The following is a 25,310-nucleotide window of genomic DNA, read 5'->3' on the forward strand; positions in this document are numbered from 1 at the left end:
CCTGCTGATGGCCATGGCTCATGTCGACGGCGCGTCAGCGCTGACGCTGGCCGAGGATGCAGACACCGTCTGCAAGGGCCTTGCTTCGGACGCCGGCGCCGTCAAGATCGACTCCGCGACGCTCCAGGCGCCGTCGCCGCTCGCCGTCGCTGAACGCGGACCGACGTCGTCGGGACGTGTCACGCCGGCCAATCCTGCTTTCTGCAAGGTGCTCGGTCACATTGAGCCGACAGATCCAAAAGCGCCGCCGATCAGGTTTCAGGTCAATTTGCCGGTCGAATGGAACGGACGCTCGCTGCAATATGGCGGCGACGGATTCAATGGTGTCCTGATCACGGGCCTTGCGCTGCCGCCGGCCTATCCCTTCGACAAGCCCTCGCCGCTGGCGCGCGGCTTCGTCACCTACGGCACCGATTCCGGCCATGAGACCAAGCCAGGCGAGCCGCCCCAGGCCTTCGCGCTCAACGACGAAGCGTTCGAGAATTTTGCGCACCGCGCCTACAAGAAGGTGCGCGATGCCGCCGTCGCGCTGATGGAGCGCGCCTACGACAAAAGACCGCAGAAGATGTACTTCATGGGCTCGTCCGAGGGCGGCCGCGAAGGGATGACCATGGCGCAGCGCTATCCCGAGGATTTCGACGGCATTTTTTCGCGCGTGCCCGTCATCAACTGGGTCGGCTTGCAGCATGCCGGCACCCGGTCGGGGCTGGTGACCATGGGCGACGCCTGGATTAGGCCGGCCCAGGTGAAGCTCGTGGGTGACGCTGTGCGCGCCGCCTGCGACAAGGCCGACGGCTCCGACGATGCGCTGGTGCAGGATCCCGTCGATTGCAAATCGACCTTCAAGCCACAGAAGCTGCGCTGCGCGAGCGAGCGGAATGGCGATCAATGCCTCACCGACCCGCAGATCAAGGCGATCGACACGCTGCATGGTGCTTACAAATTCCCGTTCCCGCTTGCCAACGGCCTCGATGATTACCCGGGCTGGGGCGTGTCGGGCGAGGACACGCCGTCCGTCGGCCCGACCGGCGGATGGACAGCGTGGTGGCTCGGCACGGCACCGCCTGCGCAGCCGCCGGCACCGAACAACGGGATCGCCTGGATCTACGGCGCCGGCACCATTCAGTATGTCTTCGCCCGCGATCCCAAGCTCGACGTCACCACCTACAAGCCCGAAGACCACAAGGCGCGGCTACTCGAAATCTCCCAACTGATGGATTCGACCAATCCCGATCTCAGCCGTTTTCGCGCTCATGGCGGCCGCCTGATCGTGCTCGAGCATATGGCCGACTATGCGCAGAGCCCCTATGCCGGCATTCGCTATTTCGAGAACGTCGAGCGCCTGATGGGCTCGGCGACGACGGACTTGTTCGCAAGGCTCTACACGGCGCCCGGCGTCGACCATGTCGGCTCCGGTGCGCCGGCCAATGTCGATATGCTGAGCGTGCTGGTCGACTGGGTCGAGAAGGACAAGGCGCCCGGCGATCTCGAGGTCACCGAGCAGAAGGTCGAGGCGCCGGCGTTTTCTGTTGTGCGCGCGCTGCCGCTGTGCCGCTGGCCAGCCTGGCCGCATTACAAGGCGGGGCCGGTGACGGACTCGGCAAGCTTCTTCTGCGCGCAGTGACGGAGCACGCCGGACGCGAATAGCGGGGTGCGAGGCTGCCGGGACCGCCAGCCTCGCGCGAACCGATCGTCAGGCCGCCTTGACCTCGATCTTCTTGGCAGGCTTCTGCGCCTCCGCGGTCTTGGGCAGCGTCACCTTGAGCACGCCGCTCCTGAACGAAGCTTCGATCTTGTCGGCCTCGACATCCTCCGGCAGAGCGAACGTGCGCTCGAAGGAACCATAGCGGCGCTCGGAGACGTAATAGTCCTTCTGCTTCTCCTCTTTCTCGACCTTCTTCTCGCCCTTGATGGTGAGACCGCCATTGGCGAGGTTCACCTCGATGTCCTTCTCGTCCATGCCGGGCAGCTCGGCCGTGATCTCATAAGCCTTGTCGGTCTCGGCGACATCGACGGCCGGTGCGCTCACGAGCTTCTGCGCGAGACTGCGCTCGAGCCCGGCGAGCGAGCGGAACGGCCGGCGCCAGAAATCGTCGCGACCAAAATCCTCGAATAGGCGGTCGACCTCGCCGCGGAGCGTCTCGAACGGGTTCCACGTTCCGCCGGAGAACACCGGTTCGTTGGTCTTCTTGGTCACCGGAAGCTTGGTTTCGTCGGCCATGATTTCTCTCCTTCATCTCTTCCCTTGAGAGACTAGAGTTCATTCGATGATCAAACGTCCACCTGTTCTCGCGACCAGTCGTTGATTTCTCTCAAATTCGCTGGACCTGCACCGGACGTCGCGGGTAAGTTCCCGTGCTTGCACATTGGTAAGCACAGCACACGCATCTTGCCGCGGCAGGCTCGCGTTGATTTGAATCAACCCGCTGGCGGGTGAACGGTTGAATGTCGAAGCGAAAGCTGGAGCGTCGACATGAGCGGCCTGGTGATCCCCCACGGTGCCTTCGTCTTCATCGGCGACGGCTGCAAGGCGCTGTTCCTGCGCAACGAAGGCAATCCCGCGCAGCCGAACCTGAAAACCGAGGACGTGTTCGCGGATGAGAATCCGCCGACGCGCGAGCAGGGGACCGATCGTCCCGGCCGTCTCAACAAGCCGACAGGGCAAAGGGCGGCCGTCGAGCCGACCGACTGGCACGATATCGAGGAGCATCGTTTCGCGCGACGGGTCGCAGCCGCGATGGAGCAGCTCGTCCGCGAGCGCGACGTGAAGGCGCTCGTCGTCATTGCACCGCCGCGCGCACTGGCGGACCTGCGCGACGCGTTTCACGCGGACGTCAAGGCACGCATCGTCGGCGAACTGCCCAAGGACCTGACGCGGCTTCCGGTCGGCGACATCGCCCGTCATCTCGCGGCGGAGTACTAGACCACTCTAAAGCGCGATGAGATTGGGATGAATCGTCATCGCGCTTTAGGCTCTTGTTTGAGCATGATCTTTTCGGAAAACCGCTTCACACTTTTCCGGATCATGCTCCAGCGGCGAGAACGGTCATCATCCCGCCGCCATCGCCTGCGCGCCGCCGAGCAGCTGCGCATTGAGGCGACCGCCGGAGAACAGCATGTCGTCCAGCGCCTCATCGATGTCGGCGGAGATGACGGAATTGCCGCCGTCGCGGGCCAGGCTCGCCTGTGCCAGCCGCCGCATCAATTCCTTGATGAAGGCGCAGCTCGTGCCCTCACTGCGCTGCGCCGCTTCGGTGACGACGGCGTCATCGAGCGGCAGCCCCTTGCCGTAGAGCCGTACCAGCTTGCGGCGGCCGATCTCGTCGGGGAGAGGCACTTCGATGGCCTGGTCGATGCGGCCGGGCCGGCCGGCTAGCGCACCTTCGAGGTCCTCCGGCCGGTTGGTGGTCAGGACGAACAGGATGTCTGCGTCCTCCTTCAGCCCGTCCATCTCGTTGAGCAATCTGTTCAGAAGGGATTCCTCGCACGGCCCCATGTCATCGCGATCGCGGGCGATGAGATCGACATCCTCGATCACCACCATCGAGGGCTGAAGGAGCCGCGCCAGGCTCATATAAGCGCCGAGAAGGCCCATTTGCTCGGCGGTGATGATCAGGGTCGTATGCCCGGGCAGGTGCGTCGCGAGATAGCGGATGGTGTGGGTCTTGCCGGTGCCCGGGGGGCCGTACAGCAAAACGCCTTTGCGCGTCGACTGGCCGAGCCGGCGCAATTGATCGCGCGTGCCGACGAATCTCAGGACATTGCGATCAAGCAGCCGCAAGGTCTGCTCCGGCAGGATCACCTCGTCGCGTGCGACCGGCGGCAGGCGATGTACGGTGATGCCGCGCGAGCGGCCGCGATAATCGCTGTCGGCGTCGAGCGAGAGGATCTTGCCACGATAGGTGCGCGCGGCCTGCACGGCCTGCTCCAGCTCGCCGAAGCATCGTTGGACGAGGGCTGCGCCCGCGGCGCCCGAGGGTACGGCTATTTCGATCCGGATGCCGGGCTCGCGGCTGAACTCGCGATGCGCACAGAGCAGCACGGCGTAGCGGAGATCGCCCTGCGCGCATAGCCACAGCCCGTTGTTGAGGCACTTGACCGGGTTCTTCTCGCCAATGTCGACATCGAAATACTGGAGCGGCGCAATCGCCTGCGCATGGCGCCCGTCACGCAGAAGCCTTGCAATCGACAGCGTCTCGTAGCGTTGCTCGTCGTTGATGCCGAACAGCCGGATTGCGGAGGCGAACAGCCGGTCGATGGCCGCCTGAACGTCTGCGCGCATGTGACCGGGAAACTGGCGGACCGTGGTCACGAGCTTGCTGCGCGGAACGCCGGCAAAATGCCGGTCCAGAACCTCGCAGGCATATCCGAACTCCTCTTCTTCCGGCCTATTGCCGGTGTTGCCTGCCGCACGCATGCACTCGCTGCACAGCCAGATCGTACGGCTCCCGAGGCGCACGTCGGTCTGCGCCTCGGGCTTGCCGCAAAGCTCGCAAGTCGTCTTGACCGGTTCGAGCGTGATCCGCAGACCATGACCTGCAAATTGAATGTGCTGGAGCGCGGATTTCAGCAGAGCGTCGGCGACGGACCGCGGGTAAGGGCCGCAACCGGCTTTGTCCTCTTGCTCGATCCGGGTCATCAGCGCGAGCGCCTCACGCTCCGACTTGCCGAAAACCCGGCGCAGCAACTCGATCACAAATTCTTCCGGCGTATCTTCGTCATCGTGAATCACGAGCTGGGCCGGCCCGCTATCGCTGTGCATATCACTCATCATGAAATTAACTCGTGCTACAACCTGTGCTTGAATGGAACAAAGAAAGAACACAAAAAGTAGCGGCCGTCAAGCGTGACGGCCGCTCAAAAAAACCGGATGATTGAAGCCTAGTGCGCCGGCCCGCCCGCCGCCTTGACCTGCCGCGTCAGCAGCACGGCGATCGCGGCCAGTACCAGCACCACCCCGATCACGGCAAAAGTGTCGGAAAAGCCCATCACCAGCGCCTGGCGCTTGACCAGCTTGCCAAGGGCGATGACGGCCTGCTCATGCGCGGCGTTTGGGTCGGGCACGCCGTGGGCCATGAAATAGTTCGTGAGCTGCGCGATGCGTCCGCGGACCTCTTCGCGGCCGAGCGTCACCGACTGGCCGATGACGTTGGAGTGAAACTGCTCGCGCTTGGTGACGATGGTCGCGAGTACCGCGGTGCCGATCGCGCCGCCGAGGTTGCGCATCATATTGGAGATGCCGGAGGCGGCGGCCGCGTCCTGCGGCGCGACGCTGCCGAGGCTCAGCGCGGAGAGCGGCGCCAGGGTGAGTGCTTGTCCGACCGCGCGTACGATGTTGGGCAGCAGGAACTGATCGCCGGAATAGTCGAGTGACATTTCTATGTTCATGAAGGAACTGGTTGCGAACAGGATGAGGCCTATGGCCGCGATATAGCGGGTGTCGAACCGCTGCATCAACTTCGGCACCAGCGGGATCAGGAGAAGCTGCGGCAGGCCGGTCCAGGCCAGCACGTTGCCGATCTGCTCGGCATTGTAGCCCTGCACCTGACCGAGATAAGCGGGCAGGAGGTAGACCGAGCCGAACAGGGCGAAGCCGAGGAAGACCGCGGCGATCGTGCCGACGCCGAAATTCCACTGCGTCAGTAGCCGCAGGCGCAACAGCGGCTTCTCGACGACCAGCTCGATATAGATGAACAGCGAGAGGCTGATCGCAGCGGTAACGGCAAGCCGCACGATGAAGGGCGAGCCGAACCAGTCGTCCTTGTTGCCCTCCTCGAGCACCGCCTGGAGGGATGCGAGGCCAATCGCCATGGTCACGATGCCGAACCAGTCGCCGTCGCGCAGCAAGCCGAGCTGAAGCGGCTGGCGCTCCAGCGCGAAGAACAGCGTGGTGACCATGATCGCGGTCGGCACGACGTTGACGAAGAAGATGGTCTGCCAGCCGTAATTCTCGGTGAGATAGCCACCGATCGTCGGGCCGATCGCTGGCGCAAAGGTCACCGCCAGCGAGAACATCGCAAGGCCAATCGGCTGCTGGCCCTTGGGCAGCTTGGTGAACACGAGCGTGAAGGCCATCGGGATCAGCACGCCGCCGAAGAAGCCCTGCAAGCCGCGCATCGCGATCATCGAGGGCAGGTCGTGGGTGAAGGCGCAGGCGACGGAGAATGCCGCAAACAGCGTCGCGAAGCTCAGGATGATATTACGGAACGAGAAGACCCGCGACAAATAGTCGGTGAGCGGGATCACGATGATCTCGCCGATCAGGTATGACGTCGAGATCCAGGAGCCATTGTCGACGCCGGTGCCGATGCCGCCCTCGATATTGAGCAGCGAGGCGTTGGTGATCTGGATGTTCAGGATCGCCATGAAGGCGCCGATCATCGCAGCGAACACGGCGATCCAGATCGTGGCGCTGGCGCGGTTCGGATCGGCGCTGGCGCGATCAGGCGTCGCGGCCGGAATCAAGCGTGCGGGCGCTAGGATTGTGAGGCTGTTGGACATGGCGCGACCCTCCGGAGGTCTGGTTTGCCTTGGTCTGGTTTGCCTTGGGTGAAGTCACTGCCAGCGCGGCGGGCGCGCTGGAACGCGTCGCAATCGTCGGGATCACGGACATGCCCGGACGCAGCGCGATCGACGGCGCGTTCTCGGCATCGAGCGCGATCCTGACGGGGATCCGCTGAACCACCTTGGTGAAGTTGCCGGTGGCGTTGTCCGGCGGCAGCAGTGCGAACTCCTGGCCGCTCGCGGGCGCGATGGAATCGACATGGCCGTGCACGACATGGCCCGGGAACATGTCGACCTCGATGTCGACGGTCTGGCCGGCATGCACGTTGGTGAGCTGGGTCTCCTTGAAATTGGCGACCACATAGGCGCCGTCGGCCGGCACGATCGACATCAACTGCGTGCCGGCCTGGACGAACTGGCCGACGCGAAGCGTGCGGTTGCCGACCACGCCGTCGATCGGAGAGACGATTTTCGTGTAGCCAAGATTGAGCTCGGCCTGGTGCTGCACGGCTTCCGCGCGGGCGAGGGCGGCCATGGCCTGCACGATCTCGGCTTTCAACAGGTCGACCTGCTTGAGGGCGGAGGCGAGATTGGCGGTGTCGCGCTGAATCGCGGCGTTCGCACCGGCATCGCGCGCCTGCGCCTGCTGCGCATTCTGCACGCTGCCGAAGCCCGACGCAGCGAGGTCCGTGTAGCGCTTGTTCTCCTGGCTCGCGAAGGTCTTGGCTGCAGTGTCGACGTCGATCGTCGCCCTGGCCGCCGCGATCACCGCCTGCTGAACCTCGAGCTGCGCCTCCTTGCTCGTGATGGTGGCGCTCGCGGCCGCAACGTCGGCCCGGGCCTGGTCGAGTGCGACCTTGAAGTCGCGGTCGTCGATCCGGGCCAGCACCTGGCCAGCCTTCACTTGCTCGTTATCGGCAACCTGCACCTGGACCAGGTAGCCGCTGACCTTCGGTGCGATGGTGGTGTTGTCGGCCTTCACATAGGCGTCATCGGTGGAGACGAGGAAGCGGCCGACCGTCCAGTAGTCCCAGCCATACCAACTCGCACCGGCTAGCGCCGCGGCCGCGACACCCGCCAACAACAGCTTGCGAAAGTTGAGCTTTCTGGGCGGGGCGGACGGCGTTTCCACGGGCAGCAGGCTCTCCGGAACGCTGGCCGGAATCCCTGTGGTTTCGATCTTGGATGGGCTGGTGTGGACGGTCATGGCCGGCTCCCTGAATTAGGAAACTTGATGGTTTCCAAAATAGGACTAGCTTGAAAACTGTCAATAGAATGACAGGCATCATGTAAAAGCATGGCTCAGGAAAAATCTTCCAGTGAATACCGCCCCCGTGGACGGCCGCCACTGCGCGACGACGGCGAGACGCGTCAGATCATCTTCGACGCCGCGCGGCACGCTTTTGCCGAGAACGGCTACGCGGCGACCAGCACCGAGGAGCTGGCGCGCCGCGCCGGCATTTCGACCAAGACGCTCTATCGGTTGTTTCCGGCCAAGGCGGCGCTGTTCGAGGCCATGGTCGCCGACCGGCTCGACCGGCAGCTCTCCGACGTCCAGCTCAAGGGCATCGATCACACCGATATTGCGGAGGCCCTATCCACCGCGTTGCTCGCCTGCGCCGACCTCGCGCTTGATCCCGAGGTCGTCGCCCTGCAGCGCATCGTGCTCCAGGAATCGGCGGCGTTTCCGGATCTTGCCGTAGCGTTCTATCGCAATGGCATTGCGCGCACGGCGGCCGCGCTGGCGCGCTGGCTGCGCGTCCAGGTGAAGGCGGAGCGCCTCGCGCTCGATAATGTCGAGGAGGCCGCGGGCATGCTGATCGGGATGGCCGTCTCGGCCCCGCAGCGCGCCACGATCTATGGCGGCGTGCCGCTGCCATCGCGCAAGGAGATCGAGCGCCGCGTCCGCGCCGCCGCGGCTCTTTTCCTGGACGGATGTCGCGCCGCAACGGCGTGACGCCCACGCCGCTTTACAGGCTCGTTTTGCCAGACTATATATTTCGCATGCGAAATAAATCGAGCCGCGCATGACCTCGGCAAGGCACCCCCGGCTGATCTACCTCCTGAACGTCGCGCAGCGCCGCCTGCAGCGCTTCATGGCGGCGCAGCCGGAGAGCGAGGTGACGCCATCCCAGGCAGGACTCCTCTTCATCCTCGGCCGGCAGGACGGCGCCTTGATGGGTGAGGCGGGGGCCGCGCTCGATCTTGGGCCGGCGGGCATCTCCGGCCTCGTCGACCGGATGGCCGCGGCAAGGCTGGTCGAGCGGCGGGCCGATCGCGAGGATGGCCGCGCCTGGCGCGTCTGGCTCACCCCCAAAGGCCGTGCGGTCGAGGTGCGGGCGAAGGCCGCGGCGGCGGAAATCAACGCCGCGCTGACAGACGGATTTTCCAGCGCCGAGATCGACATCGTCGCGCGCTGGCTGACGAGCATTCAAACCAAGTTTCCACGAGCAACCGACGAATGAGAGGAGCCGTTTCATGACCGAGCATGTCCGGACCGAGATGACCAATGGCGTGCTGACATTGACCCTGGCGCGCCCCGACAAGAAGAACGCGCTGACCGATGCGATGTACGGCAAGCTCGCCGATACCATCGAGGGTGCCGAGACCGACTCGTCGGTACGCGTGCTCTTGATCCGCGGTGAAGGCGACATGTTCACCGCCGGCAACGACGTTGGCGAGTTCGCCGCGGTCGCCACCGGTAAATCCGAGGGCAGCCGCAACGTCGTCAGGTTCATCCAGTCGCTGGCGCGCTGCACGCGCCCGCTGGTCGCGGCCATCCAGGGCCGCGCCGTCGGCGTCGGCACCACGATGCTCCTGCATTGTGATCTCGTCGTGCTGGCCGACAATGCGCTGTTGTCGACGCCCTTCGTCAGCCTCGCACTGGTGCCGGAGGCGGCCTCGAGCCTGTTGATGCCGCTGCGCATCGGTCACGTCCGCGCTTACGAGATGTTCGCGCTCGGCGAGGCCGTGCCGGCGAACACCGCGCTCGAATGGGGGCTCGCCAGCCGCGTGGTGCCGCTGGCCCAGCTCGATGCCGAGGCAGCGGGCCTCGCGGGGCGCCTCGCCAAGCAGCCGGCCGGCGCGCTGGTCGCGACCAAGCAGCTGATGCGCAACGGCGAGGCCCTCGTCGCTCAGATGGCCGCCGAAGGCGAGCAGTTCGCAAAGCGCCTGCGCACCGCCGAGGCGCGCGAGGCGTTCACGGCCTTCGCCGAGCGCCGCCCGCCCGACTTCACCAAGGTCGCATGACGCCGGCCCTGATGGGAGCGTGGTCGGCGCCTCTATCCGCCTGAGCGGATTGAACGAAATGGCCCCGGCCCGCGACGAACGGGCATCTAGCTTGTGGGGGACCGACGTTGGCGTTGCGGATGATGGGTCTGGTCGTGGTGCTCGCTTTGGCGGGGCTGCCGGGCCATGCCCAATCGCGGGAGGTGAAATGCCTCGGCGATACCGACCGGCCGCTCAGCGAGCAGCTTGCTGCCTGCACCAAGGCGATCGATGCGGGTGCCTTCACGGGGCGCGACCTCGCCGTCGCTCTGTTCAATCGAGGCGTTGCGCGGATGACGGGCGGCGATCTCGATCGAGCGCGTACCGATTTTGACCTGGCAATTCTGACGGATCCCAGCTTCGGTTCGGCCTTCGGCGGACGCGGAATGTTCTATCGGCGTAAGGGCGAGCTGGATCACGCGCTCTCCGATTTCGAGCAGGCCGTTCGTCTTGACCCCACCGATGCCGAAGCGGTCAACAATCGCGGTACGATCTACCAGATGCGGGGTGATCCCGATCGGGCGCTCGCCGACTTTGAGACGGCGATCCGGCTCAACCCCAAATACGCCATGGCGGTCGCCAATCGCGGCCAAGTCTATCAGGCGAAAGGCGATCTGGACCACGCGCTCGCCGATTATGACGACGCGATCCGGATCGATCCCGCCTATGGCAGCGCCTATGAAAGCCGCGGCAGCGTTTACGGCGCCAAGGGCGATCAGGACCGTGCGATTGCCGACTATAATGATGCCATCCGCATCAATCCGAAATCATCGCACGCCTTCTACAACCGCGGCAGCGCGCTCCTGATGAAGAACGAGCCCGATCGCGCGATCGCTGATTTCGACGAGGCGATCAAGCTCGATCCGACCGATGCCATGAGTCTGCTCAACCGCGGTCTCGCTTACCAGAAGAAGGGTGATCTCGATCGCAGCATCGCGGACTACAGCGCAGTGCTCCGTCTTGATCCCGATGAGGTCTACGCGCTGAACAATCGCGGCCTTGCCTGGCGCGATAAGGGCGCTTTCGATCGTGCGATCGCCGACTATGATGAGGTGATCCGGCGCGAGCCTGAATTCGTCACGGCGTATTATGGGCGGGGCCGCGCGTTCCAGGACAAGCACGAACTCGATCGCGCCATTGCGAATTACGACAAGGCGCTCCAATTGCTGCCGACCTACGCCCTCGCCATGCATTGGCGCGGCGTGGCCAAGCGGGAAAAGGGCGATGTGGCCGGGGGCGATGCGGACATCGCCGCCGCGAACAAGCTCAGGCCCGATCGGCGCTAAAATCGGCCGCACACCCCGCCGGCGCGCTGGTCACCACCAAGCGGCTGATGCGAAACGTGAGGCGCTGGTCGCGCAGATGGCGGCCGAAGATTGCTTGACCTCGCCTGTGACCGGCATAGCTCACCGGCCTCCTCAGCCGTTCGTCCAGACTGATCGTCCAGACCAACCAGCCGTTGCGCAAATTTGCATTGCAGCCAATTCGACTAAAAACTTAACGAAACATTGGCAGGTCGCCCGGCAAAGTGGCCGCGCAATCTGGGCGCCTCGGCAATGACGATAATTAAGAAATCGGTAAGCACGCTTCTCCTGGTGCTGATGGCTCTGCTGGCCATTGGTGCTCTGACCAGCACGGCGATCCAGATGACCGGAGCCATCGGTCGCTATCGTGACAGCCAGGAGACCGGACGGCTGGCCGCCGCCGACAAGGCAATCTTCCAGGGCGTGCTGTCGCTGCGGACCAACCGCGGCGATGCCCAGAGCGCGCTGCTTGGCGAGGACGATCCGCGCAACCGCCTGGCTGAGATCGAGAAGCTCGAACAGGCCGGCTACGAGTCGATCGCCGCAGCCATCGAGACTGTCGAGTTCGCCCGTCGCGAGGAGCTTGCGAGCACGTTGAAACAGCGTTGGGGCGAGGCCGCGCCGCAGTTCCGCCTGTTCTTCGACGAAGCCGCGCGTCCGCGCGCCGAGCGCAAGATCGACCGCACCAATTCCTGGTACGATGCGGTCACCAAGACCATCGATGCGGCGAACCTCGCCTCGACTGCGGTCTCGAACCGCGCCTGGATGAACGATCCCTTCATCGCCCGAATGATCCAGGTCCGCCGCCTCGCCTGGCAGGTGCGCGACCGCTATGGCATCCAGTGCTCGGCGCTGCGCCCCAACGTCAACGCGAGCAAGCCGCTCGACGAGACCCAGAAGCTGAACGTGGCGCAATGGAACGGCGTCGTCGGCGCGGGCTGGACCGGGATCGAAGAACTTCTCGCCGCGCCCGATGTGACCGCGGACCTCGTCTCCACGGCCAAGGAAGCGCGCGCGAAGACCGACACGGTCGTCCAGCAGATCTCGCAGATCACCAAGAATTTCGACGGCAGCGGCCGTCCAGCCGTCTCCGCCCAGGAGTGGAATGCGCTCTGCCAGTCGCCGTTCGGGCCGATCGTGGCCGTCGCAAACAAGGCGCTGGACCAGTCGATCGCGCGCGCGGAAACCGTGCAGGAGACGGCGCTCAGCAAGCTCGTGGTGCAGTCGCTGGCCTTCCTGGCGGCGCTGACAGTGACATTGGCCGGCGTGTTCGTGGTGCGCAATCGCCTGGTGCGGCCGGTGCAATCGCTGATGGGCGCGATCGCCCGGATCAGCGCCCGTGACTACGCAACGCCGGTGCCGCAGTCGAAATATCCCGACGAGTTCGGCACTATGGCGTCAGCGCTCGAGAGCCTGCGCGAGAGCGCGGCGACGGCGGAGCGGCTGGGTCAGGAGCGCGAGGCGCAACAGGCCCAACAGCTCGCGCGATCCAGCACGGTCGACGCGGCCTGCCGGCGCTTCGACGACACCGTGCAGGCGGTGATCCACAGCGTTGCCGAATCCACGAGGGAGCTGGACGCCACCGCGACGGGGGTGCGCTCACTGGTGTCGGAGTCGAGCAACCAGACGGCGGCGGTGTCATCCGCGGCCGAGCAGGCCACCAACAATCTCGAGACCATTGCGGCCGCGACCGAGGAGCTGTCGGCATCGGTCGGCGAGATCTCGGCGCAGGTGCAAGCCAGCGCGCGCGAGGCGCGCGAGGCGGTCGCGCAGGCCGAGCACACCAACGCCACCGTCGAGATCCTGGACCAGACCGCCGCGCGCATCGGCGAGGTCGTGAAGATGATCAGCGCCATCGCAGGCCAAACCAACCTCCTGGCGCTGAACGCCACGATCGAGGCGGCGCGTGCCGGCGAGGCGGGCCGCGGCTTCGCCGTGGTCGCCGGCGAGGTCAAGAACCTCGCCTCGCAGACGGCGACCGCGACCGAGGAAATCTCGCGCCAGGTCGCCGAGATCCAGTCCGCGACGGGGCAGGCGGTATCCGCAATCCGGTCGATCGGCGGGGCGATCAGCGGCATCGACGAGAAGATGACGGCGATCGCTGCGGCGGTTGAAGAGCAGCGTGCGGCGACCACCGAGATCTCGCGCAATTTCCAGCAGGCCGCGCTCGGCACCCGCGAGGTGACCGACACCATCGGCAGCGTCGCCAGCCTCAACCGCGAGACCGGCAATGCCGGTACCGTGTTGACGGAGTCGGTCAAGAAGATGTCGGCCGATGCCGACCACCTGCGCGTGGCGGTCGAAGGTTTCCTGGGCGCCGTTCGTTCGGCGTAGCTCCATCAGATCTGAAGTTCCCGCCGCGATCGGCATTGCCGCAGGTGCGCGACCGCGCTAAATGGTAGCGGTACCATGCTCGCGCGGCATCGCGGGCGGCCCACCACAAAGTCGCGGCAAGAAATCCAGGGAGTAAGTTTCGATGTCGGCCACGCCCCAAACCAAAGTCCAGCGTCCGTACCGGGGCGTCTTTCCCGTCGCCCCCACGATCTTCAACGAGCGTGGGGAGCTCGACCTCGAAGGCCAGCGTCGCTGCATCGATTTCATGATCGATGCCGGCTCGAACGGCATCTGTATCCTCGCCAACTTCTCCGAGCAGTTCGTGCTGACCGACGCCGAGCGCGAGACCGTGATGCATGCCGTGCTGGAGCACGTCGCCGGCCGCGTCCCCGTCATCGTCACCACCACCCATTTCTCCTCGGCCGTGTGCGCGGCGCGCAGCAAGCAGGCTGAGGCCGCCGGCGCCGCCATGGTGATGGTGATGCCGCCCTATCACGGCGCGACCTTCCGGGTGCCCGAGAAAGGCATCGTCGAGTTCTTCAAGGTGCTGTCGGCGGCGATCAACATCCCCATCATGATCCAGGACGCGCCGGTCGCGGGCACGCCGCTGTCGGTCGAGCTGCTGGCGCGCCTGGCGCGTGAGTTTTCCAACATCCGCTATTTCAAGATCGAGGTGCCGGGCGCCGCGGCGAAGCTGCGTAGCCTGATCGAGGCGGGCGGCAGCGCGATCGAAGGTCCATGGGACGGTGAGGAGGCGATCACGCTGATGGCCGATCTCGACGCCGGCGCCACCGGCGCGATGACCGGCGGCGGCTATCCCGACGGCATCCGCCAGATCATCGATCCCTATTTTGCCGGCAAGCGCGAGGAGGCCAAGGCCGCCTATGAGCGCTGGCTGCCGCTGATCAACTACGAGAACCGCCAGTGCGGCCTGATCGCCTGCAAGGCGATGATGCAGGCCGGCGGCGTGATCAAGTCAGACGCCGTGCGCCATCCCCTGCAACCGCTGCACCCGGCCACGCGCGCAGGCCTGCTCGAGCTCGCCAAGGAACGCGATGCGCTGGCGCTGCGCTGGGGGAAGTAACGCGCCACGCACTCTGCTGTCGTCCCGGCCCCCGTGCGCAATTGCGCACTAGGCCGGGACGACGCCGAGGACGGGTGCGCGATCCAGCCTTCTCGGCAGCTTCCCTTTCGGCTGCAAGCGTCGAATTGGCGCGCTTCGGCCGGTTTCGCGCGGCGGCGCGATGACGTAATCTTCCCGGGCCGACCAGGCCTGCGGAGCACCTTAAAGACATCGCGCGTCAGCACTTCATTATGCCGTTATCCCGAGCCAGGTTGGCGCAAGCCGAGCAAACAGGGAGGCAGTGCCATGACAATGCGGCCAGACCCGACCTTCCACGCATCGCCGAAACTCGCGATGGAAGCGCCGCCCGAAAACTTCGCTTATACGTTGCTGCTCAGCCCGGATTTCTCAAAGCCCGACGCACTTGCGGTCATCGACGCCAAGCCGGGATCGCCGACCTACAGTCAGATCGTCCATACCGTGACGATGCCGAACAAGGGCGACGAGTTTCATCATTTCGGCTGGAATGCCTGCTCGTCGGCATTGTCTCCGCTCGCCGGGCACGCCTTCATCGAGCGGCGCTATCTCATCATTCCCGGACTCCGCTCGTCGCGAATCTACATCATCGACACCAAGCCTGATCCGACCCAAGCGAAAATTCACAAGGTCATCGAGCCGGAGGAAGTCTTCAAGAAAACCGGCTACTCGCGGCCACACACCATCCATTGCGGGCCGGACGGCATCTACGTCAGCACGCTCGGCGGTGGCGGCAAGGACGGCACGAGCGGGCCTCCCGGCGTCTTCATCATGGATTGCGAGACGTTCGAGGTGCTCGGTCGCTGGGAGATCGATCGCGGTCCGCAGACGCTGCACTATGACTTCTGGTGGAATCTGCCGCGCGACTACATGGTGACGAGCGAGTGGGGGCTGCCGCCGCAATTCGAGAACGGGATCGTTCCCGAAGATCTCCTGTCGAACAAATATGGCCACCGGCTCCACTTCTGGGATCTCCGGGCCCGGCGCAACGTCCAGACCATCGACCTCGGTGCCAACCATCAGATGGCGCTGGAGGTGCGGCCCGCGCACGATCCGGTTCGTGAATATGGCTTTGCTGGCGTGGTGGTCGACACCACCAATCTGGAAGGCTCGATCTGGACCTGGTGGCGCGAGGGCGGAAAATTCCACGCCGAAAAGACGGCGACGATTCCACCGGAGCCTGCGCCGAAGGAAAAGCTTCCGCCGCTCTTGCAGGGCTTTGGTGCGGTCCCGCCACTGGTGACCGACATCGATCTGTCGATGGACGACAGGTTTCTCTACGTCTCCTGCTGGGGCACCGGCGAGATGCGCCAGTACGACGTCAGCGATCCCCGGAAACCCAAGCTTGCGGGCTCGGTGTACACCGGAGGCATCGTGCGTCGCGCGCCGCATCCGAGCGGCAAGGCCTATGCCGGTGGCCCGCAGATGGTCGAGATCAGCCGCGACGGCAAGCGGGTGTACTGGACCAACTCGCTCTACTCGACCTGGGACGACCAGTTCTATCCCGATGGCGTTCCCGGCGTCGAAGTGATGGCCAATGTCGGTCGCAGCGGCGGGCTCGAACTCGCCAGCGATTATTTCGTCAGCTTCCCGGAAGGCTATCGGGCCCATCAGGTCAGGCTTGAGGGCGGCGACTGTTCGACGGATTCCTTTTGCTATCCGTCGGCCTAGATTGGGGAGAGGCGAGCCGGACACTTGGCTGGCTCTGGCTCGCTCTACTTGCGAGCGGCATCTATCACGGCATCAATCCGGGAATGGGATGGCCGCTCGCGGTTTCGGCAGGGCTCATGGAAAAAAGTCCGCGCGCGCTGCTTGGCGCGCTCGGCGCTCTCTCGGCGGGGCATTTGCTGGCAACATTCCTGGTGTTGCTGCCGTTCGCGCTGCTGCTGGCGCTGGCCGAGTGGCAGCGTCCGATCCAGCTCGGCGCGAGCCTGCTGGTGATCGGCTTCGGCGCCTACCGTCTCATCGACCAGCGCCATCCGCGGGCGCTGGCGCGGATACCGCCAACACAGTTGGCGCTGTGGTCGTTTGCGGTTGCCATCGCCCATGGCGCCGCGTTGATGCTGGTGCCCATCTATCTCGGGCTGTGCCAGGCCGCTGACCTCGACGCGGCGCACCAAGCGGCCGGCGCTCTCGTCACGGCGAATCTTGCAATGGCGGTGCTGGTTTCGCTCGTGCACGTCCTCGCCATGGTCGCGGCGGGCGGTTGCCTTGCGTGGCTGGTCTACCGCTATCTCGGTCTTAAGTTCGTATCGCGAAGCTGGTTCAATCTGGATGCGGTCTGGGCTGCGAGCCTCGTCCTGGTCGGCGCCGCCGCGCTCGCATTCAACCTCGTGAGCTGGCGATGAGCCTCACCTCGTCAACGGCCACTCGCCGATGATGTGAAAGCGTGCCGCGGCGTTTTCCTGCCGGAACAGCGCGATGCGGTCGATGGCGAGCGTTACAAGGCGCAGCTCCGCAAACCGCTTCCGCAGCATCTCGACGATCGGCCCGCGCCGCTCCGCATCGAGCCGGCCGGTGAGCGTCATGTGGAAGCGGAATTCTTCCATCACGTAAGGGTAGCCCCAGCGATCGAGATAATCGCGCTGCCGCTCGGGCAGTCTTTCCGGGGTGCGCCTCGCGCGATCGTCCGCCGTCAGGGGTGCACGAAACGCATCGAAATCGCGCACGCAGTCGGCGGCGAGCTGCGTCAATTCGCGGACCGGCTCGGCCGGGATCACTGCGATGAAGCCGCTGATGGAATCCACGACCGGGCGAATCATGGGGATCGGCCGCGGCTTGCCCGCAAACGCTGCGCACGCAGCAACCAGCTCGGCCTCGGTCTTGCCCGGCGCCAGTGCCATCGGTGCTTTCAGCGTGCCATGAAAACCATATTTGCGGGGATCGGCCGTGACGTCGTGCCAATCGGCTGCAAGCTGCAGCGCATCGGCAGGAAAAGGCAGCTCACGGCCGGTGTGGGCATCATAGCCGAGCAGCGCTGCGCCGAAGTGCGACAGCGCGCTCTCGGCATCGGCGGCATAGTAAATCGCGTAGCGGGGGAAACCTGTCATCGCCTCAGATATAGCTATAGCGGGTTTAGACGGCGGCGATAGCCTCACGCGGCGCCGCGGCTGAGCCCAGCAGGCGCGTGCCATCGGTGAGTTGGACGAGCTTGCCTGCGGCGATCACCGCGACCACTCGCGGCCGCAGCGGCACGGTGTCGTCGACCAGCAGGATGTCGGCGCGCAGTCCCTCCTTGATCATACCGCGATCGGACAGGCCTGCGGCCTCTGCCGGTGCTTCCGAAATCAGCTTCCAGGCCTGCGCCAGCCCAAGCACGCCATCAGCCACGAGCCGGAAGGCGGCGAGCAATTGCGCCGGATAATAATAGTCGGACGCCAGCACCGAGCAGAGCCCTTTGGCGATCATGTCGGACGCCCTGGTCCAGCCGGTGTGGCTGCCGCCACGCACCACGTTCGGCGCGCCATAGATGATGGCGTCACCGGCCGCCGCGGCCTCGCGCGCCGTCTCCTCGTTGACCGGAAATTCGGCGATCGTGACACCCATATCACGATACGCCTTGCGCATCGCCGGTGTCGCGTCGTCATGCGAGAGCATCCGCACCTCGGCCACGCGCGCCGCGGCGGCGAGCCGCGCAGTCGACGCCGGAACGTCCGCCGCGCGAGCGGCGACGCGGCCGACCAGCTCTTCAAGGGCCGCGTCGGACAGTCCGGTCCGGTCGACCAGGCGGCCACGCTTGTTTGGCTTCGCCAGATCGCGGATGGTCGAAGCCATGTGATCGTTGAAGGCGAACAGATCGATCCGTCCTTCGGCGAGCCATTGGCCGATCTCGTCCTCCGCGTCGAGATTGTAGGTCTCGTGCCGCAGATGGAAGCGGATGTCGGCGGCAAATTGCGGCCGCAAGCGCTCGATCGCCTCGAGCAGGCGCCGTGCATTGTCGCCAGAGCGCAAGCCCGGCTCCCACGACCAGGTCGTGCCATGGAAGACGGTGGTGATGCCGTTGCTGACGGCCTGCCGGTCGCTGTCGGCGAGCGCCACGTCGATCGGGAAGTCGACGCCCGGGCGCGGCATCATCTGCCGCTCGAAGGCGTCGCCATGCAGGTCGACGATGCCCGGCAGGACCAGCAGGTTGCGGGCGTCGATTGCGAGCCGCGCGCGTCCGCGTCCGATCTCCGCGATATCCTGCCCGGAAACAACAAGTGACGTTTCGACGATCTCCGAGCCGATCAGGGCCCGGCCGCCCTCAAGAAAAATTTCGGTCACGCGAGGATGCTTCGCTTGCTGGGGGAAGAATGGTTGGCAACGAGCCGTGCTTCGTACTTTGCGAGGAAATCTTCAATCCCGAGCCTGCGGAAATCAGGCAAGGCTTCGCGCAAGCTTTCGTGATCCCAGTCCCACCAGGCGAGCCTTGCCAGCCGGCCGGCGATCTCGTCGGAGAACCGCCGCCGGACCGGGCGAGCCGGATTGCCGGCGACGATGGTGTAGGCGGGCACGTCCTTGGTGACGATGGCGCCTGCGGCCACCACGGCACCGGTGCCGATATTGCGGCCCGGCAGCACGATCGCGCCATGGCCGATCCAGACGTCGTGGCCGATATGGACATAATGCTGGCGCCGCCAGTCGAAGAACTCGGCCTCGTCGCTCTCGCCCGGAAAATAGGCACTGGCACGATAGGTAAAATGCGCCTGGCTGGCGCGGCGCATCGGGTGGTTGCCGGGATTGATGCGTGTCATCGCTGCGATCGAGCAGAATTTTCCGATCGTCGTGTAAGTGATCTGGGCATCGTTCACGACGTAGGAATAGTCCCCCATCCTCACCTCGTGCAGGATCGTGCGCGCGCCGACCTCGCAATAGGCGCCGAGCTTGATCTCGTGCAGCTTGGCGGTGGGATCGATGGTCGGTTGGACCGAAAGCGCTTTGGCGACCATGGTGCGTCCGTCAACAGGGGAGGGGCGTTCGTCTTCGAGTGGCTCGATGACGATGTCATGACGCAGAGATGACAGGGGACGGCGTGCGTAGCATCGCCGCACCGCAATGCCCCTGTCACACAAATGTAAAGCGGCGGCGTTAGCGGTTGGGCCCAGCTAGTTGGGAGCCCTGCATGCTGGTGGTTGAAGGTCTGACGTGCCGCTTCGGCACAAAAGCCGCGGTGGACGGTGCTTCGTTTGAAATCGCCCCCGGCGGCTTCGTCGGCGTAATCGGCCGTTCCGGCGCCGGCAAGTCGACCTTGCTGCGGACCATCAACCGCCTGGCGACGCCAACAGAGGGGCGCATCCTGTTCGACGGCGTCGACGTCACCGCGCTGCGCGGCAAAGAGCTGCGGCAATGGCGCGCCCGCGCCGCGATGATCTTCCAGCAGTTCAATCTGGTCGGTCGGCTCGACGTGCTCACCAATGTGCTGATGGGGCGCCTTGCCACGATGCCGGCCTGGCGCTCGCTCACGCAGGCCTGGCTCGAAGAGGACAAGGCGCTGGCGATGTCGGCGCTGGAGCAGTTCGACATGGCCTCGCTCGCGGCACAGCGTACCGACCAGCTCTCCGGCGGACAGCAGCAGCGCGTTGCGATCGCCCGCGCGCTGGTGCAGCAGCCTGAGCTGATCCTCGCCGACGAGCCGATCGCCTCGCTCGACCCGCGCAACACGAAGATCGTGATGGATGCGCTCTTACGCATCAACAAGCATTTTGGCATCACCGTGATTTGTAACCTGCATTCGCTCGATCTGGCGCGCAGCTATTGCGACCGCCTGATCGGCATGGCGGCGGGCCGCGTGGTGTTCGACGGCGCGCCGTTGGCGCTCACCGAGCACGTCGCGCGCGAGCTCTACGATCTCGAAGCCAGTGAAGTCATGGGCGGCGTGCCGCTGCCCGTGCCTGAAGCCGTTCCGGCGCTCGGCACCGCTGCCGCCGCCTGAGCCGCGACCCAAGTTTTGCGTTCACCGCGTCCAACCGATCAAGAGGGTATCATGATCACTCGTCGCATCGTCCTTGCCGGCGCCGCCGCACTGGCCTTCACCGCATCCGCGTCCGCCGAGGACTGGAAAACCAAATATCCGGAGATCACCTTCGCGGCGATTCCGGCCGAGAACGGCTCGGGCGTTACCGAGCGCTACGCCCCCTTCATCAGCTATCTGTCCAAGGAACTGGGCATCAAGGTCACGCTGCGTGTTGCCAATGATTACGCTGCCCTCATCGAGGGCCAGCGCGCCGGCAATATCCATATCGGCTATTACGGTCCGGCGTCCTTCGCGCGCGCCCGCCTCACCGGCGTGAAGACCGATGCCTTCGTCATCGACGTCAACTCCGACGGCTCGAAGGGCTATTACTCGGTGTTCTACGTGCTGGCTAAGTCGCCGTACCAGAAGATCGAGGACCTCAAGGGCAAGAATCTCGGGCTTGTTGATCCGAATTCCACTTCTGGCAACAACATGCCCCGCTTCAAGCTGAACCAGATGAGCATCGATCCCGACGCCTATTTCTCCAAGGTAGTCTTCACCGGCAGCCACGAGAACGCCGTTCTCGCGCTCGCGCAAGGAACCGTCGACGTCGCCGCCAACTGGTGGAACGCCGACGACGATTCCAACCTGACCCGCATGCTCAACAAGGGCATGGTGAAGTCAGCCGACGGCACGGTGATGAAGAAGGAAGACTTCCGCATCGTCGTGAAGTCCGACCTCATCATCAACTCGCCCTACGCCTATCTCAGCGACCTGCCGGAGGACATGAAGGCTGCGATCAAGAAGGCCTTCCTGGAGGCGGCGCAGAAGGATCCCGAGGCGTTCAAGAAGCTCTCCGACGGCAAGAACAAGCCCTGGGAGCCGATCGCCACCGACGACTACAACAAGACGATCGAGCTGATCAAATTCGTCGACAACCTGCGTAAGAAGGCGTCCTGATCAAACGGGACGACGCACCTGGAGCCGGGTCAATCGACCCGGCTCTTTTCTATATCGAGCATTGTCCGCTGACCCCATGACCATCGCGGTTTCGATCCTTCCCGAGCAGCAACTGACGGCGCTGAACGCGGCCTACCGCCAGGCCGTGGCGCGCAAGCGCCTGCGGCTGTTCGCCGGCGCCGTGGTGTTCATCGCCGCGTTGATCCTAGCCGCGATCGGGGCTGAGGTGAACTTGCGGACGCTGTTCACTTATTTCGGCAACTTCGTCAGCTATTTCGATCGCATCCTCACCCTCGACAGCGGCCAGCGCGTCTGGACCGATCCCGGCGAGTGGCTGTGGGGCTGGTGCAAATGGGGCAAGCTGCTCGGTGAGACGCTGCTGATCAGCTATGTCGGCACGCTGATCGGCGCGGTCTGCGCCTTCTGCCTGAATTTTTTCGCCGCTGAAAACACTTCGCCGGCGCCCTGGTTGCGCTTCACCGTGCGCCGGCTGCTCGAATTCGCCCGCACCGTGCCGGGCATCGTGTTCGCCCTGATCTTCGTCATGGCCTTCGGGCTCGGACCGATGGCCGGCGTGCTGGCGATCGCCATTCACTCGACCGGCGCGCTCGGCAAGCTGTTCGCCGAGATCGTGGAGAATGCCGACATGAAGCCGGTCGAAGGCGTGCGCTCGACCGGCGCGAGCTGGCTGTCCTGCATGCGCTTTGCCGTGCTGCCGCAGGTCTCGGCCGGCTATGTCAGCTACGCGCTGCTGCGCTTCGAGATCAATGTTCGCGAATCCTCGGTAATGGGTTTCGTCGGCGCCGGTGGCATCGGCCAGGAGCTCGTGGTCGCGATCCGCAAGTTCTATTACTCCGACGTCAGCGCGATCCTGCTGATGATCGTGCTCACGATCTTCGTCATCGATATCACCACCGGTTGGCTGCGCGCGCGGCTGTTCGGCAAGGATGCGCGGTCATGAAGGAGCTTGAGAAACCGGACACGGCGGCGCTGCGGGCGAAATATCCCGATGCCTTTGAACGGCCGGCTGCGGCGCGCCTTGCGACACCGGCCATGATCGCAGCCGCGCTCGCCGTCTTCATTTTCGGCCTGCACGATCTCGGCTTCGAGCCGGCAAAGTTCATCGCGGGCCTCAAGCAGCTCGGCTGGATCACCATGATGATGATCCCGCCCGATCCCGGAACGTCCCTGCCGCTGTATCTGAAGGCGCTCGGCGAGACGCTGTCGATCGCGCTGCTCGGCACCACGCTCGCGGCGACGCTGGCGCTGCCTGTCTCGCTGCTCGCGGCGCGCAACATCGTGCCGCCGAACATCATTCGCTTTCCGGTGCGTCGCTTCCTCGATTCGATCCGCGGCGTCGATACGCTGATCTGGGCGCTGGTCTGGATCAATGTCGTCGGGCTTGGCCCGTTCGCCGGCGTGCTCGCGATCATGGTCTCGGACTTCGGCGCGCTGGGAAAACTGTTTTCGGAGGCGATCGAGGCGGCCGACAAGAAGCAGGTCGAGGGCATCAGGGCGTCGGGCGGCAATGCCTTTCATGAGATCCGCTTCGGCCTGATGCCGCAGGTGCTGCCGGTCATCGCCGGCCAGGTGCTGTACTTCATCGAATCGAACACGCGTTCGGCCAGCATCATCGGCATCGTCGGCGCCGGCGGCATCGGCCTTCAGCTCGCCGAGCAGATCCGCGTGCTGGAATGGCAGAAGGTGTCGTTCCTCGTTCTGATGATCCTGGTCGCGGTCGCCGCGATCGACTTCATCTCCGGAAAGCTGCGCTTCGCCATTATCGGCAGGCGGGCTGTGGCGTAGAGCGCGAACTCTTCCCTTCTCCCCTTGTGGGAGAAGGTGGCGCGAAGCGCCGGATGAGGGGTCTCTTTCCGCAAACTCGATAGCCAGCGGCACTCGCGGAGAGAGACCCCTCACCCGGACCGCATCTGCCGATGCGATCCGACCTCTCCCACAAGGGGAGAGGTGCACCTACTGCGGGGCAACGCGTTCACCCATTCTCCACCAAAAACTCTACCCGCTCTGCCGCAAATCGCGAGCGCTTGGTCACTAGCGGCTTGCCGTCGGGGTCGACGTCGGTCGAATCGACCACCAGGATCGGACGCCCCAGCGCGAGATCGAGCCGCGCGGCGTCGGTTGCATCGACAATACCGGCGGTGATCCGCGTCGAGCCCCGGCGATAGTCGCGGACGCCGTAATGCGCGAGCAGCTTTGTCATCGAGCGCGTGGCGGCAAACACCGCGCCCGCGTCAGGAAAGAGTTCGGCTGATAGCCAGGACGTCGAGACGCAGATCGGCGTCCGGTCGGCAAAGCGCACGGATTCGATCCGGACCAGCGGCGCGCCGGTCTTCACGCCGAGTTCCCGTGCGAGCTCCCGGCTCGCAACATCCTCCGACGCCTCGATCAGCTGCCCGCGCGGCTCGCGGCCGCCGGCGCCGACGATCTCCGAGAAGCGCGTGCGCGAGCGCAGGGGATAGGCGAGCTTCTGCGCCTCGACATAGGTGCCGCTGCCGCGCTCGGCGCGCACCAGGCCGCGCTCGGCGAGCGCCGCCAGCGCGCGCCGAACCGTATGACGGTTCACACGATAGGTCTCGGCGATCTCCATCTCGCCCGGCAGCTTCTCGCCGGCGCCAAAGCGGCCGTCGGCGATGCCGCGCTCGATGCCGTCGGCGACCAGGCGCCACAGCGCGACGCCGGAAGAGGCGGTGTCCTGAAGGTTCATGTCGACCGGAAGCCCATCTCCAAAATCACAGGATCGTCATGAAACAGTCATGGCGCTTCATTATCAAGTTGTCTATTATCATAGACAACTTGGATTCGGCAAGCCTGGTGACCGACGTGACCCCGCAAGACAGCCTCAAGACCCGGCGCAAGGCGGCGATGGCCGTGCTGGTGCATGCGGAAGCGAGCGACATCGCAGGCCGCCTCCGCGGCCTCTCGCTGCCGCGACATGATGACCTGCGCGAGCCCGAGAACGGCCTCGTGATGCTGCGCGGCCGCGTCGGCGGCGATGGCGCACCGTTCAATCTGGGCGAGGCTACCGTGTCGCGCGCCGCGGTGCGGCTTGCGACCGGCGAGGTCGGTTTCGGCTATACGCTCGGCCGCGACGGTGAGAAGGCCAGGCTGATCGCGCTCTGTGACGCGCTGGTGCAGTCGGAAGAGTTTGCGGGCGGGGTCGAGCGGGAGGTCGTCGCGCCGCTGCGCGCGGAGCTGCTTGCGCGGCAGGCGCAGCGCGCCGCGCAGACGGCCGCAACGAAGGTTGATTTCTACACCATGGTGCGCGGTGAGGGGTGAGGCCATGACCACGATTGCGGAACTGCCGCCGGGCTTCGCCGACAAGGTGTTGTCGGCGCAATCGACCTTTCGCTCGGTGATGGACGCGATGGCGCGGCCGGGCTCGGTGCAGAGCATCGTGCCGATCGCGGGGGCGCCCGGACCGATGATGCGCGGCACGGCGGCGATCGCGCTCACGCTGTTCGATCACGACACGCCGCTCTGGCTCGATGCGCGGATGTCTGAAAGCTCCGACGTGCTGAAATGGCTGAAGTTCCACACCGGTGCGCCAATAGTCCAGGATTCCTCGATCGCGAGCTTTGCGCTCATCGCGGATGGTGCCGCGCTTCCGTCGCTCGATCGCTTTGCGCTCGGCAGCAACGAGTATCCGGACCGCTCGACGACCTTGATCCTGCAAGTGGAGAGCCTCGACGCAGGCGCCGCCTTTGAGCTGCGCGGCCCGGGCATTGATGGCATGACGAGGCTTCAGGTGGCGATCCGGCCCGCCGACCTGTTCGAGCGCCTGCGCATCAACGACGCGCTGTTTCCGCGCGGCATCGACGTTGTGCTTGTCGCTGATGACGCCGTGGTTGCGATCCCGCGCACCACGCGGGTCGTGAACAAGGGAAGTTAA

General features: G+C 65.0%; 24 protein-coding genes. 16 read left to right on the forward strand and 8 right to left on the reverse strand.

What is annotated here, in order from left to right; translation table 11 throughout:
- The first annotated feature begins 7 nt into the window (after positions 1–7).
- Positions 8–1,624 (forward strand): tannase/feruloyl esterase family alpha/beta hydrolase, encoded by a 1,617-nt coding sequence (locus NLN62_RS21395; protein WP_371933127.1) that lies wholly within the window; start codon positions 8–10, stop codon positions 1,622–1,624.
- Between the two features lie 69 nt (positions 1,625–1,693).
- On the opposite strand, the gene NLN62_RS21400 is transcribed toward NLN62_RS21395, so the two are convergent.
- The gene (locus NLN62_RS21400; RefSeq protein WP_254110084.1) at positions 1,694–2,221 is read right to left on the reverse strand and encodes an Hsp20/alpha crystallin family protein; all 528 of its coding nucleotides are present in this window, start codon (positions 2,219–2,221) and stop codon (positions 1,694–1,696) included.
- 252 nt (positions 2,222–2,473) lie between these two features.
- Here NLN62_RS21400 and NLN62_RS21405 point away from each other — a divergent pair, with 252 nt between their 5' ends.
- Positions 2,474–2,923 carry a host attachment protein gene (locus NLN62_RS21405; RefSeq protein ID WP_027520757.1) on the forward strand — a complete coding sequence of 150 codons (450 nt, stop codon included), beginning with the start codon at positions 2,474–2,476 and terminating at the stop codon, positions 2,921–2,923.
- Positions 2,924–3,049: 126 nt separating this feature from the next.
- Here the strand turns inward: NLN62_RS21405 and NLN62_RS21410 are convergent, their stop codons facing one another.
- From NLN62_RS21410 to NLN62_RS21420, 3 genes are all read right to left on the reverse strand, one after another.
- Complete coding sequence (locus NLN62_RS21410) at positions 3,050–4,774, reverse strand: ATP-dependent Clp protease adaptor ClpS (RefSeq protein ID WP_254110085.1); 1,725 nt, start codon at positions 4,772–4,774, stop codon at positions 3,050–3,052.
- A gap of 107 nt (positions 4,775–4,881) precedes the next feature.
- Entirely contained in the window at positions 4,882–6,501 is a 1,620-nt protein-coding gene (locus NLN62_RS21415) for a DHA2 family efflux MFS transporter permease subunit (RefSeq protein ID WP_256575940.1), read from the reverse strand.
- On the reverse strand, positions 6,443–7,711 hold the full coding sequence (locus NLN62_RS21420) for an HlyD family secretion protein (RefSeq protein ID WP_254110086.1): 1,269 nt from the start codon (positions 7,709–7,711) through the stop codon (positions 6,443–6,445). Before NLN62_RS21420 ends, NLN62_RS21415 begins: the two co-directional genes overlap by 59 nt.
- Positions 7,712–7,801: 90 nt before the next feature.
- On the opposite strand from NLN62_RS21420, the gene NLN62_RS21425 reads away from it, so the two are divergent.
- From NLN62_RS21425 to NLN62_RS21460, 8 genes are all read left to right on the forward strand, one after another.
- Positions 7,802–8,461: a TetR/AcrR family transcriptional regulator gene (locus NLN62_RS21425; RefSeq protein WP_254110087.1), complete on the forward strand. Its 660-nt coding sequence runs from the start codon at positions 7,802–7,804 to the stop codon at positions 8,459–8,461.
- A 70-nt stretch (positions 8,462–8,531) separates the two neighbouring features.
- Positions 8,532–8,969 carry a MarR family winged helix-turn-helix transcriptional regulator gene (locus NLN62_RS21430; RefSeq protein ID WP_027520752.1) on the forward strand — a complete coding sequence of 146 codons (438 nt, stop codon included), beginning with the start codon at positions 8,532–8,534 and terminating at the stop codon, positions 8,967–8,969.
- 13 nt (positions 8,970–8,982) lie between these two features.
- A complete protein-coding gene (locus NLN62_RS21435) occupies positions 8,983–9,753 on the forward strand; it encodes an enoyl-CoA hydratase (RefSeq protein ID WP_254110088.1) in 771 nt (256 codons plus the stop codon).
- A gap of 119 nt (positions 9,754–9,872) precedes the next feature.
- On the forward strand, positions 9,873–11,057 hold the full coding sequence (locus NLN62_RS21440; RefSeq protein WP_254110089.1) for a tetratricopeptide repeat protein: 1,185 nt from the start codon (positions 9,873–9,875) through the stop codon (positions 11,055–11,057).
- 270 nt (positions 11,058–11,327) lie between these two features.
- The gene (locus NLN62_RS21445) at positions 11,328–13,409 is read left to right on the forward strand and encodes a methyl-accepting chemotaxis protein (RefSeq protein ID WP_254110090.1); all 2,082 of its coding nucleotides are present in this window, start codon (positions 11,328–11,330) and stop codon (positions 13,407–13,409) included.
- A gap of 142 nt (positions 13,410–13,551) precedes the next feature.
- Entirely contained in the window at positions 13,552–14,493 is a 942-nt protein-coding gene (locus NLN62_RS21450; protein WP_027520749.1) for a dihydrodipicolinate synthase family protein, read from the forward strand.
- A 285-nt stretch (positions 14,494–14,778) separates the two neighbouring features.
- The gene (locus NLN62_RS21455; protein ID WP_027520748.1) at positions 14,779–16,179 is read left to right on the forward strand and encodes a selenium-binding protein SBP56-related protein; all 1,401 of its coding nucleotides are present in this window, start codon (positions 14,779–14,781) and stop codon (positions 16,177–16,179) included.
- A gap of 83 nt (positions 16,180–16,262) precedes the next feature.
- Complete coding sequence (locus NLN62_RS21460) at positions 16,263–16,856, forward strand: hypothetical protein (RefSeq protein WP_254113602.1); 594 nt, start codon at positions 16,263–16,265, stop codon at positions 16,854–16,856.
- A gap of 3 nt (positions 16,857–16,859) precedes the next feature.
- Here NLN62_RS21460 and NLN62_RS21465 read toward each other — a convergent pair whose 3' ends face one another.
- Genes NLN62_RS21465 through NLN62_RS21475 form a run of 3 tightly spaced genes read right to left on the reverse strand, consistent with a single transcriptional unit; the run spans position 16,860 to position 19,436 of the window.
- Positions 16,860–17,558, reverse strand: coding sequence for a DUF1045 domain-containing protein (locus tag NLN62_RS21465; protein WP_254110091.1), 699 nt, complete (start codon positions 17,556–17,558; stop codon positions 16,860–16,862).
- A gap of 25 nt (positions 17,559–17,583) precedes the next feature.
- Positions 17,584–18,771, reverse strand: coding sequence for an alpha-D-ribose 1-methylphosphonate 5-triphosphate diphosphatase (locus tag NLN62_RS21470; RefSeq protein ID WP_254110092.1), 1,188 nt, complete (start codon positions 18,769–18,771; stop codon positions 17,584–17,586).
- Positions 18,768–19,436 (reverse strand): chloramphenicol acetyltransferase, encoded by a 669-nt coding sequence (locus tag NLN62_RS21475; protein WP_254110093.1) that lies wholly within the window; start codon positions 19,434–19,436, stop codon positions 18,768–18,770. Before NLN62_RS21475 ends, NLN62_RS21470 begins: the two co-directional genes overlap by 4 nt.
- A gap of 173 nt (positions 19,437–19,609) precedes the next feature.
- Here NLN62_RS21475 and phnC point away from each other — a divergent pair, with 173 nt between their 5' ends.
- The 4 genes from phnC (at position 19,610) to phnE (NLN62_RS21495) (ending at position 23,206) form a co-directional block, all read left to right on the forward strand.
- The gene (phnC, locus tag NLN62_RS21480; RefSeq protein WP_254110094.1) at positions 19,610–20,419 is read left to right on the forward strand and encodes a phosphonate ABC transporter ATP-binding protein; all 810 of its coding nucleotides are present in this window, start codon (positions 19,610–19,612) and stop codon (positions 20,417–20,419) included.
- 51 nt (positions 20,420–20,470) lie between these two features.
- Entirely contained in the window at positions 20,471–21,400 is a 930-nt protein-coding gene (gene phnD / locus NLN62_RS21485; protein ID WP_254110095.1) for a phosphonate ABC transporter substrate-binding protein, read from the forward strand.
- A 76-nt stretch (positions 21,401–21,476) separates the two neighbouring features.
- Positions 21,477–22,361, forward strand: a complete 885-nt coding sequence (gene phnE / locus NLN62_RS21490; protein WP_254110096.1) for a phosphonate ABC transporter, permease protein PhnE — start codon at positions 21,477–21,479, stop codon at positions 22,359–22,361.
- Entirely contained in the window at positions 22,358–23,206 is an 849-nt protein-coding gene (gene phnE / locus NLN62_RS21495; RefSeq protein WP_027520740.1) for a phosphonate ABC transporter, permease protein PhnE, read from the forward strand. Before phnE (NLN62_RS21490) ends, phnE (NLN62_RS21495) begins: the two co-directional genes overlap by 4 nt.
- A 187-nt stretch (positions 23,207–23,393) precedes the next feature.
- Here the strand turns inward: phnE (NLN62_RS21495) and phnF are convergent, their stop codons facing one another.
- The gene (gene phnF / locus NLN62_RS21500) at positions 23,394–24,125 is read right to left on the reverse strand and encodes a phosphonate metabolism transcriptional regulator PhnF (protein WP_254110097.1); all 732 of its coding nucleotides are present in this window, start codon (positions 24,123–24,125) and stop codon (positions 23,394–23,396) included.
- Positions 24,126–24,283: 158 nt separating this feature from the next.
- Between phnF and phnG the strand changes: the two genes are divergently transcribed.
- The gene (phnG, locus tag NLN62_RS21505; RefSeq protein WP_035660899.1) at positions 24,284–24,697 is read left to right on the forward strand and encodes a phosphonate C-P lyase system protein PhnG; all 414 of its coding nucleotides are present in this window, start codon (positions 24,284–24,286) and stop codon (positions 24,695–24,697) included.
- Positions 24,698–24,701: 4 nt separating this feature from the next.
- Complete coding sequence (gene phnH, locus NLN62_RS21510) at positions 24,702–25,310, forward strand: phosphonate C-P lyase system protein PhnH (RefSeq protein ID WP_254110098.1); 609 nt, start codon at positions 24,702–24,704, stop codon at positions 25,308–25,310.

This window comes from Bradyrhizobium sp. CCGUVB23, assembly GCF_024199885.1.
Lineage (GTDB): Bacteria > Pseudomonadota > Alphaproteobacteria > Rhizobiales > Xanthobacteraceae > Bradyrhizobium.

Excerpts from the sequence above, each read along its gene's own strand:
- NLN62_RS21395 (WP_371933127.1), top strand. The coding sequence starts at position 8 with ATGGCCATGGCTCATGTCGACGGCGCGTCAGCGCTGACGCTGGCCGAG.
- NLN62_RS21400 (WP_254110084.1), bottom strand. The coding sequence starts at position 2,221 with ATGGCCGACGAAACCAAGCTTCCGGTGACCAAGAAGACCAACGAACCG.
- NLN62_RS21405 (WP_027520757.1), top strand. The coding sequence starts at position 2,474 with ATGAGCGGCCTGGTGATCCCCCACGGTGCCTTCGTCTTCATCGGCGAC.
- NLN62_RS21410 (WP_254110085.1), bottom strand. The coding sequence starts at position 4,774 with ATGATGAGTGATATGCACAGCGATAGCGGGCCGGCCCAGCTCGTGATT.
- NLN62_RS21415 (WP_256575940.1), bottom strand. The coding sequence starts at position 6,501 with ATGTCCAACAGCCTCACAATCCTAGCGCCCGCACGCTTGATTCCGGCC.
- NLN62_RS21420 (WP_254110086.1), bottom strand. The coding sequence starts at position 7,711 with ATGACCGTCCACACCAGCCCATCCAAGATCGAAACCACAGGGATTCCG.
- NLN62_RS21425 (WP_254110087.1), top strand. The coding sequence starts at position 7,802 with ATGGCTCAGGAAAAATCTTCCAGTGAATACCGCCCCCGTGGACGGCCG.
- NLN62_RS21430 (WP_027520752.1), top strand. The coding sequence starts at position 8,532 with ATGACCTCGGCAAGGCACCCCCGGCTGATCTACCTCCTGAACGTCGCG.
- NLN62_RS21435 (WP_254110088.1), top strand. The coding sequence starts at position 8,983 with ATGACCGAGCATGTCCGGACCGAGATGACCAATGGCGTGCTGACATTG.
- NLN62_RS21440 (WP_254110089.1), top strand. The coding sequence starts at position 9,873 with ATGATGGGTCTGGTCGTGGTGCTCGCTTTGGCGGGGCTGCCGGGCCAT.
- NLN62_RS21445 (WP_254110090.1), top strand. The coding sequence starts at position 11,328 with ATGACGATAATTAAGAAATCGGTAAGCACGCTTCTCCTGGTGCTGATG.
- NLN62_RS21450 (WP_027520749.1), top strand. The coding sequence starts at position 13,552 with ATGTCGGCCACGCCCCAAACCAAAGTCCAGCGTCCGTACCGGGGCGTC.
- NLN62_RS21455 (WP_027520748.1), top strand. The coding sequence starts at position 14,779 with ATGACAATGCGGCCAGACCCGACCTTCCACGCATCGCCGAAACTCGCG.
- NLN62_RS21460 (WP_254113602.1), top strand. The coding sequence starts at position 16,263 with ATGGGATGGCCGCTCGCGGTTTCGGCAGGGCTCATGGAAAAAAGTCCG.
- NLN62_RS21465 (WP_254110091.1), bottom strand. The coding sequence starts at position 17,558 with ATGACAGGTTTCCCCCGCTACGCGATTTACTATGCCGCCGATGCCGAG.
- NLN62_RS21475 (WP_254110093.1), bottom strand. The coding sequence starts at position 19,436 with ATGGTCGCCAAAGCGCTTTCGGTCCAACCGACCATCGATCCCACCGCC.
- phnC (WP_254110094.1), top strand. The coding sequence starts at position 19,610 with ATGCTGGTGGTTGAAGGTCTGACGTGCCGCTTCGGCACAAAAGCCGCG.
- phnD (WP_254110095.1), top strand. The coding sequence starts at position 20,471 with ATGATCACTCGTCGCATCGTCCTTGCCGGCGCCGCCGCACTGGCCTTC.
- phnE (WP_254110096.1), top strand. The coding sequence starts at position 21,477 with ATGACCATCGCGGTTTCGATCCTTCCCGAGCAGCAACTGACGGCGCTG.
- phnE (WP_027520740.1), top strand. The coding sequence starts at position 22,358 with ATGAAGGAGCTTGAGAAACCGGACACGGCGGCGCTGCGGGCGAAATAT.
- phnF (WP_254110097.1), bottom strand. The coding sequence starts at position 24,125 with ATGAACCTTCAGGACACCGCCTCTTCCGGCGTCGCGCTGTGGCGCCTG.
- phnG (WP_035660899.1), top strand. The coding sequence starts at position 24,284 with ATGGCCGTGCTGGTGCATGCGGAAGCGAGCGACATCGCAGGCCGCCTC.
- phnH (WP_254110098.1), top strand. The coding sequence starts at position 24,702 with ATGACCACGATTGCGGAACTGCCGCCGGGCTTCGCCGACAAGGTGTTG.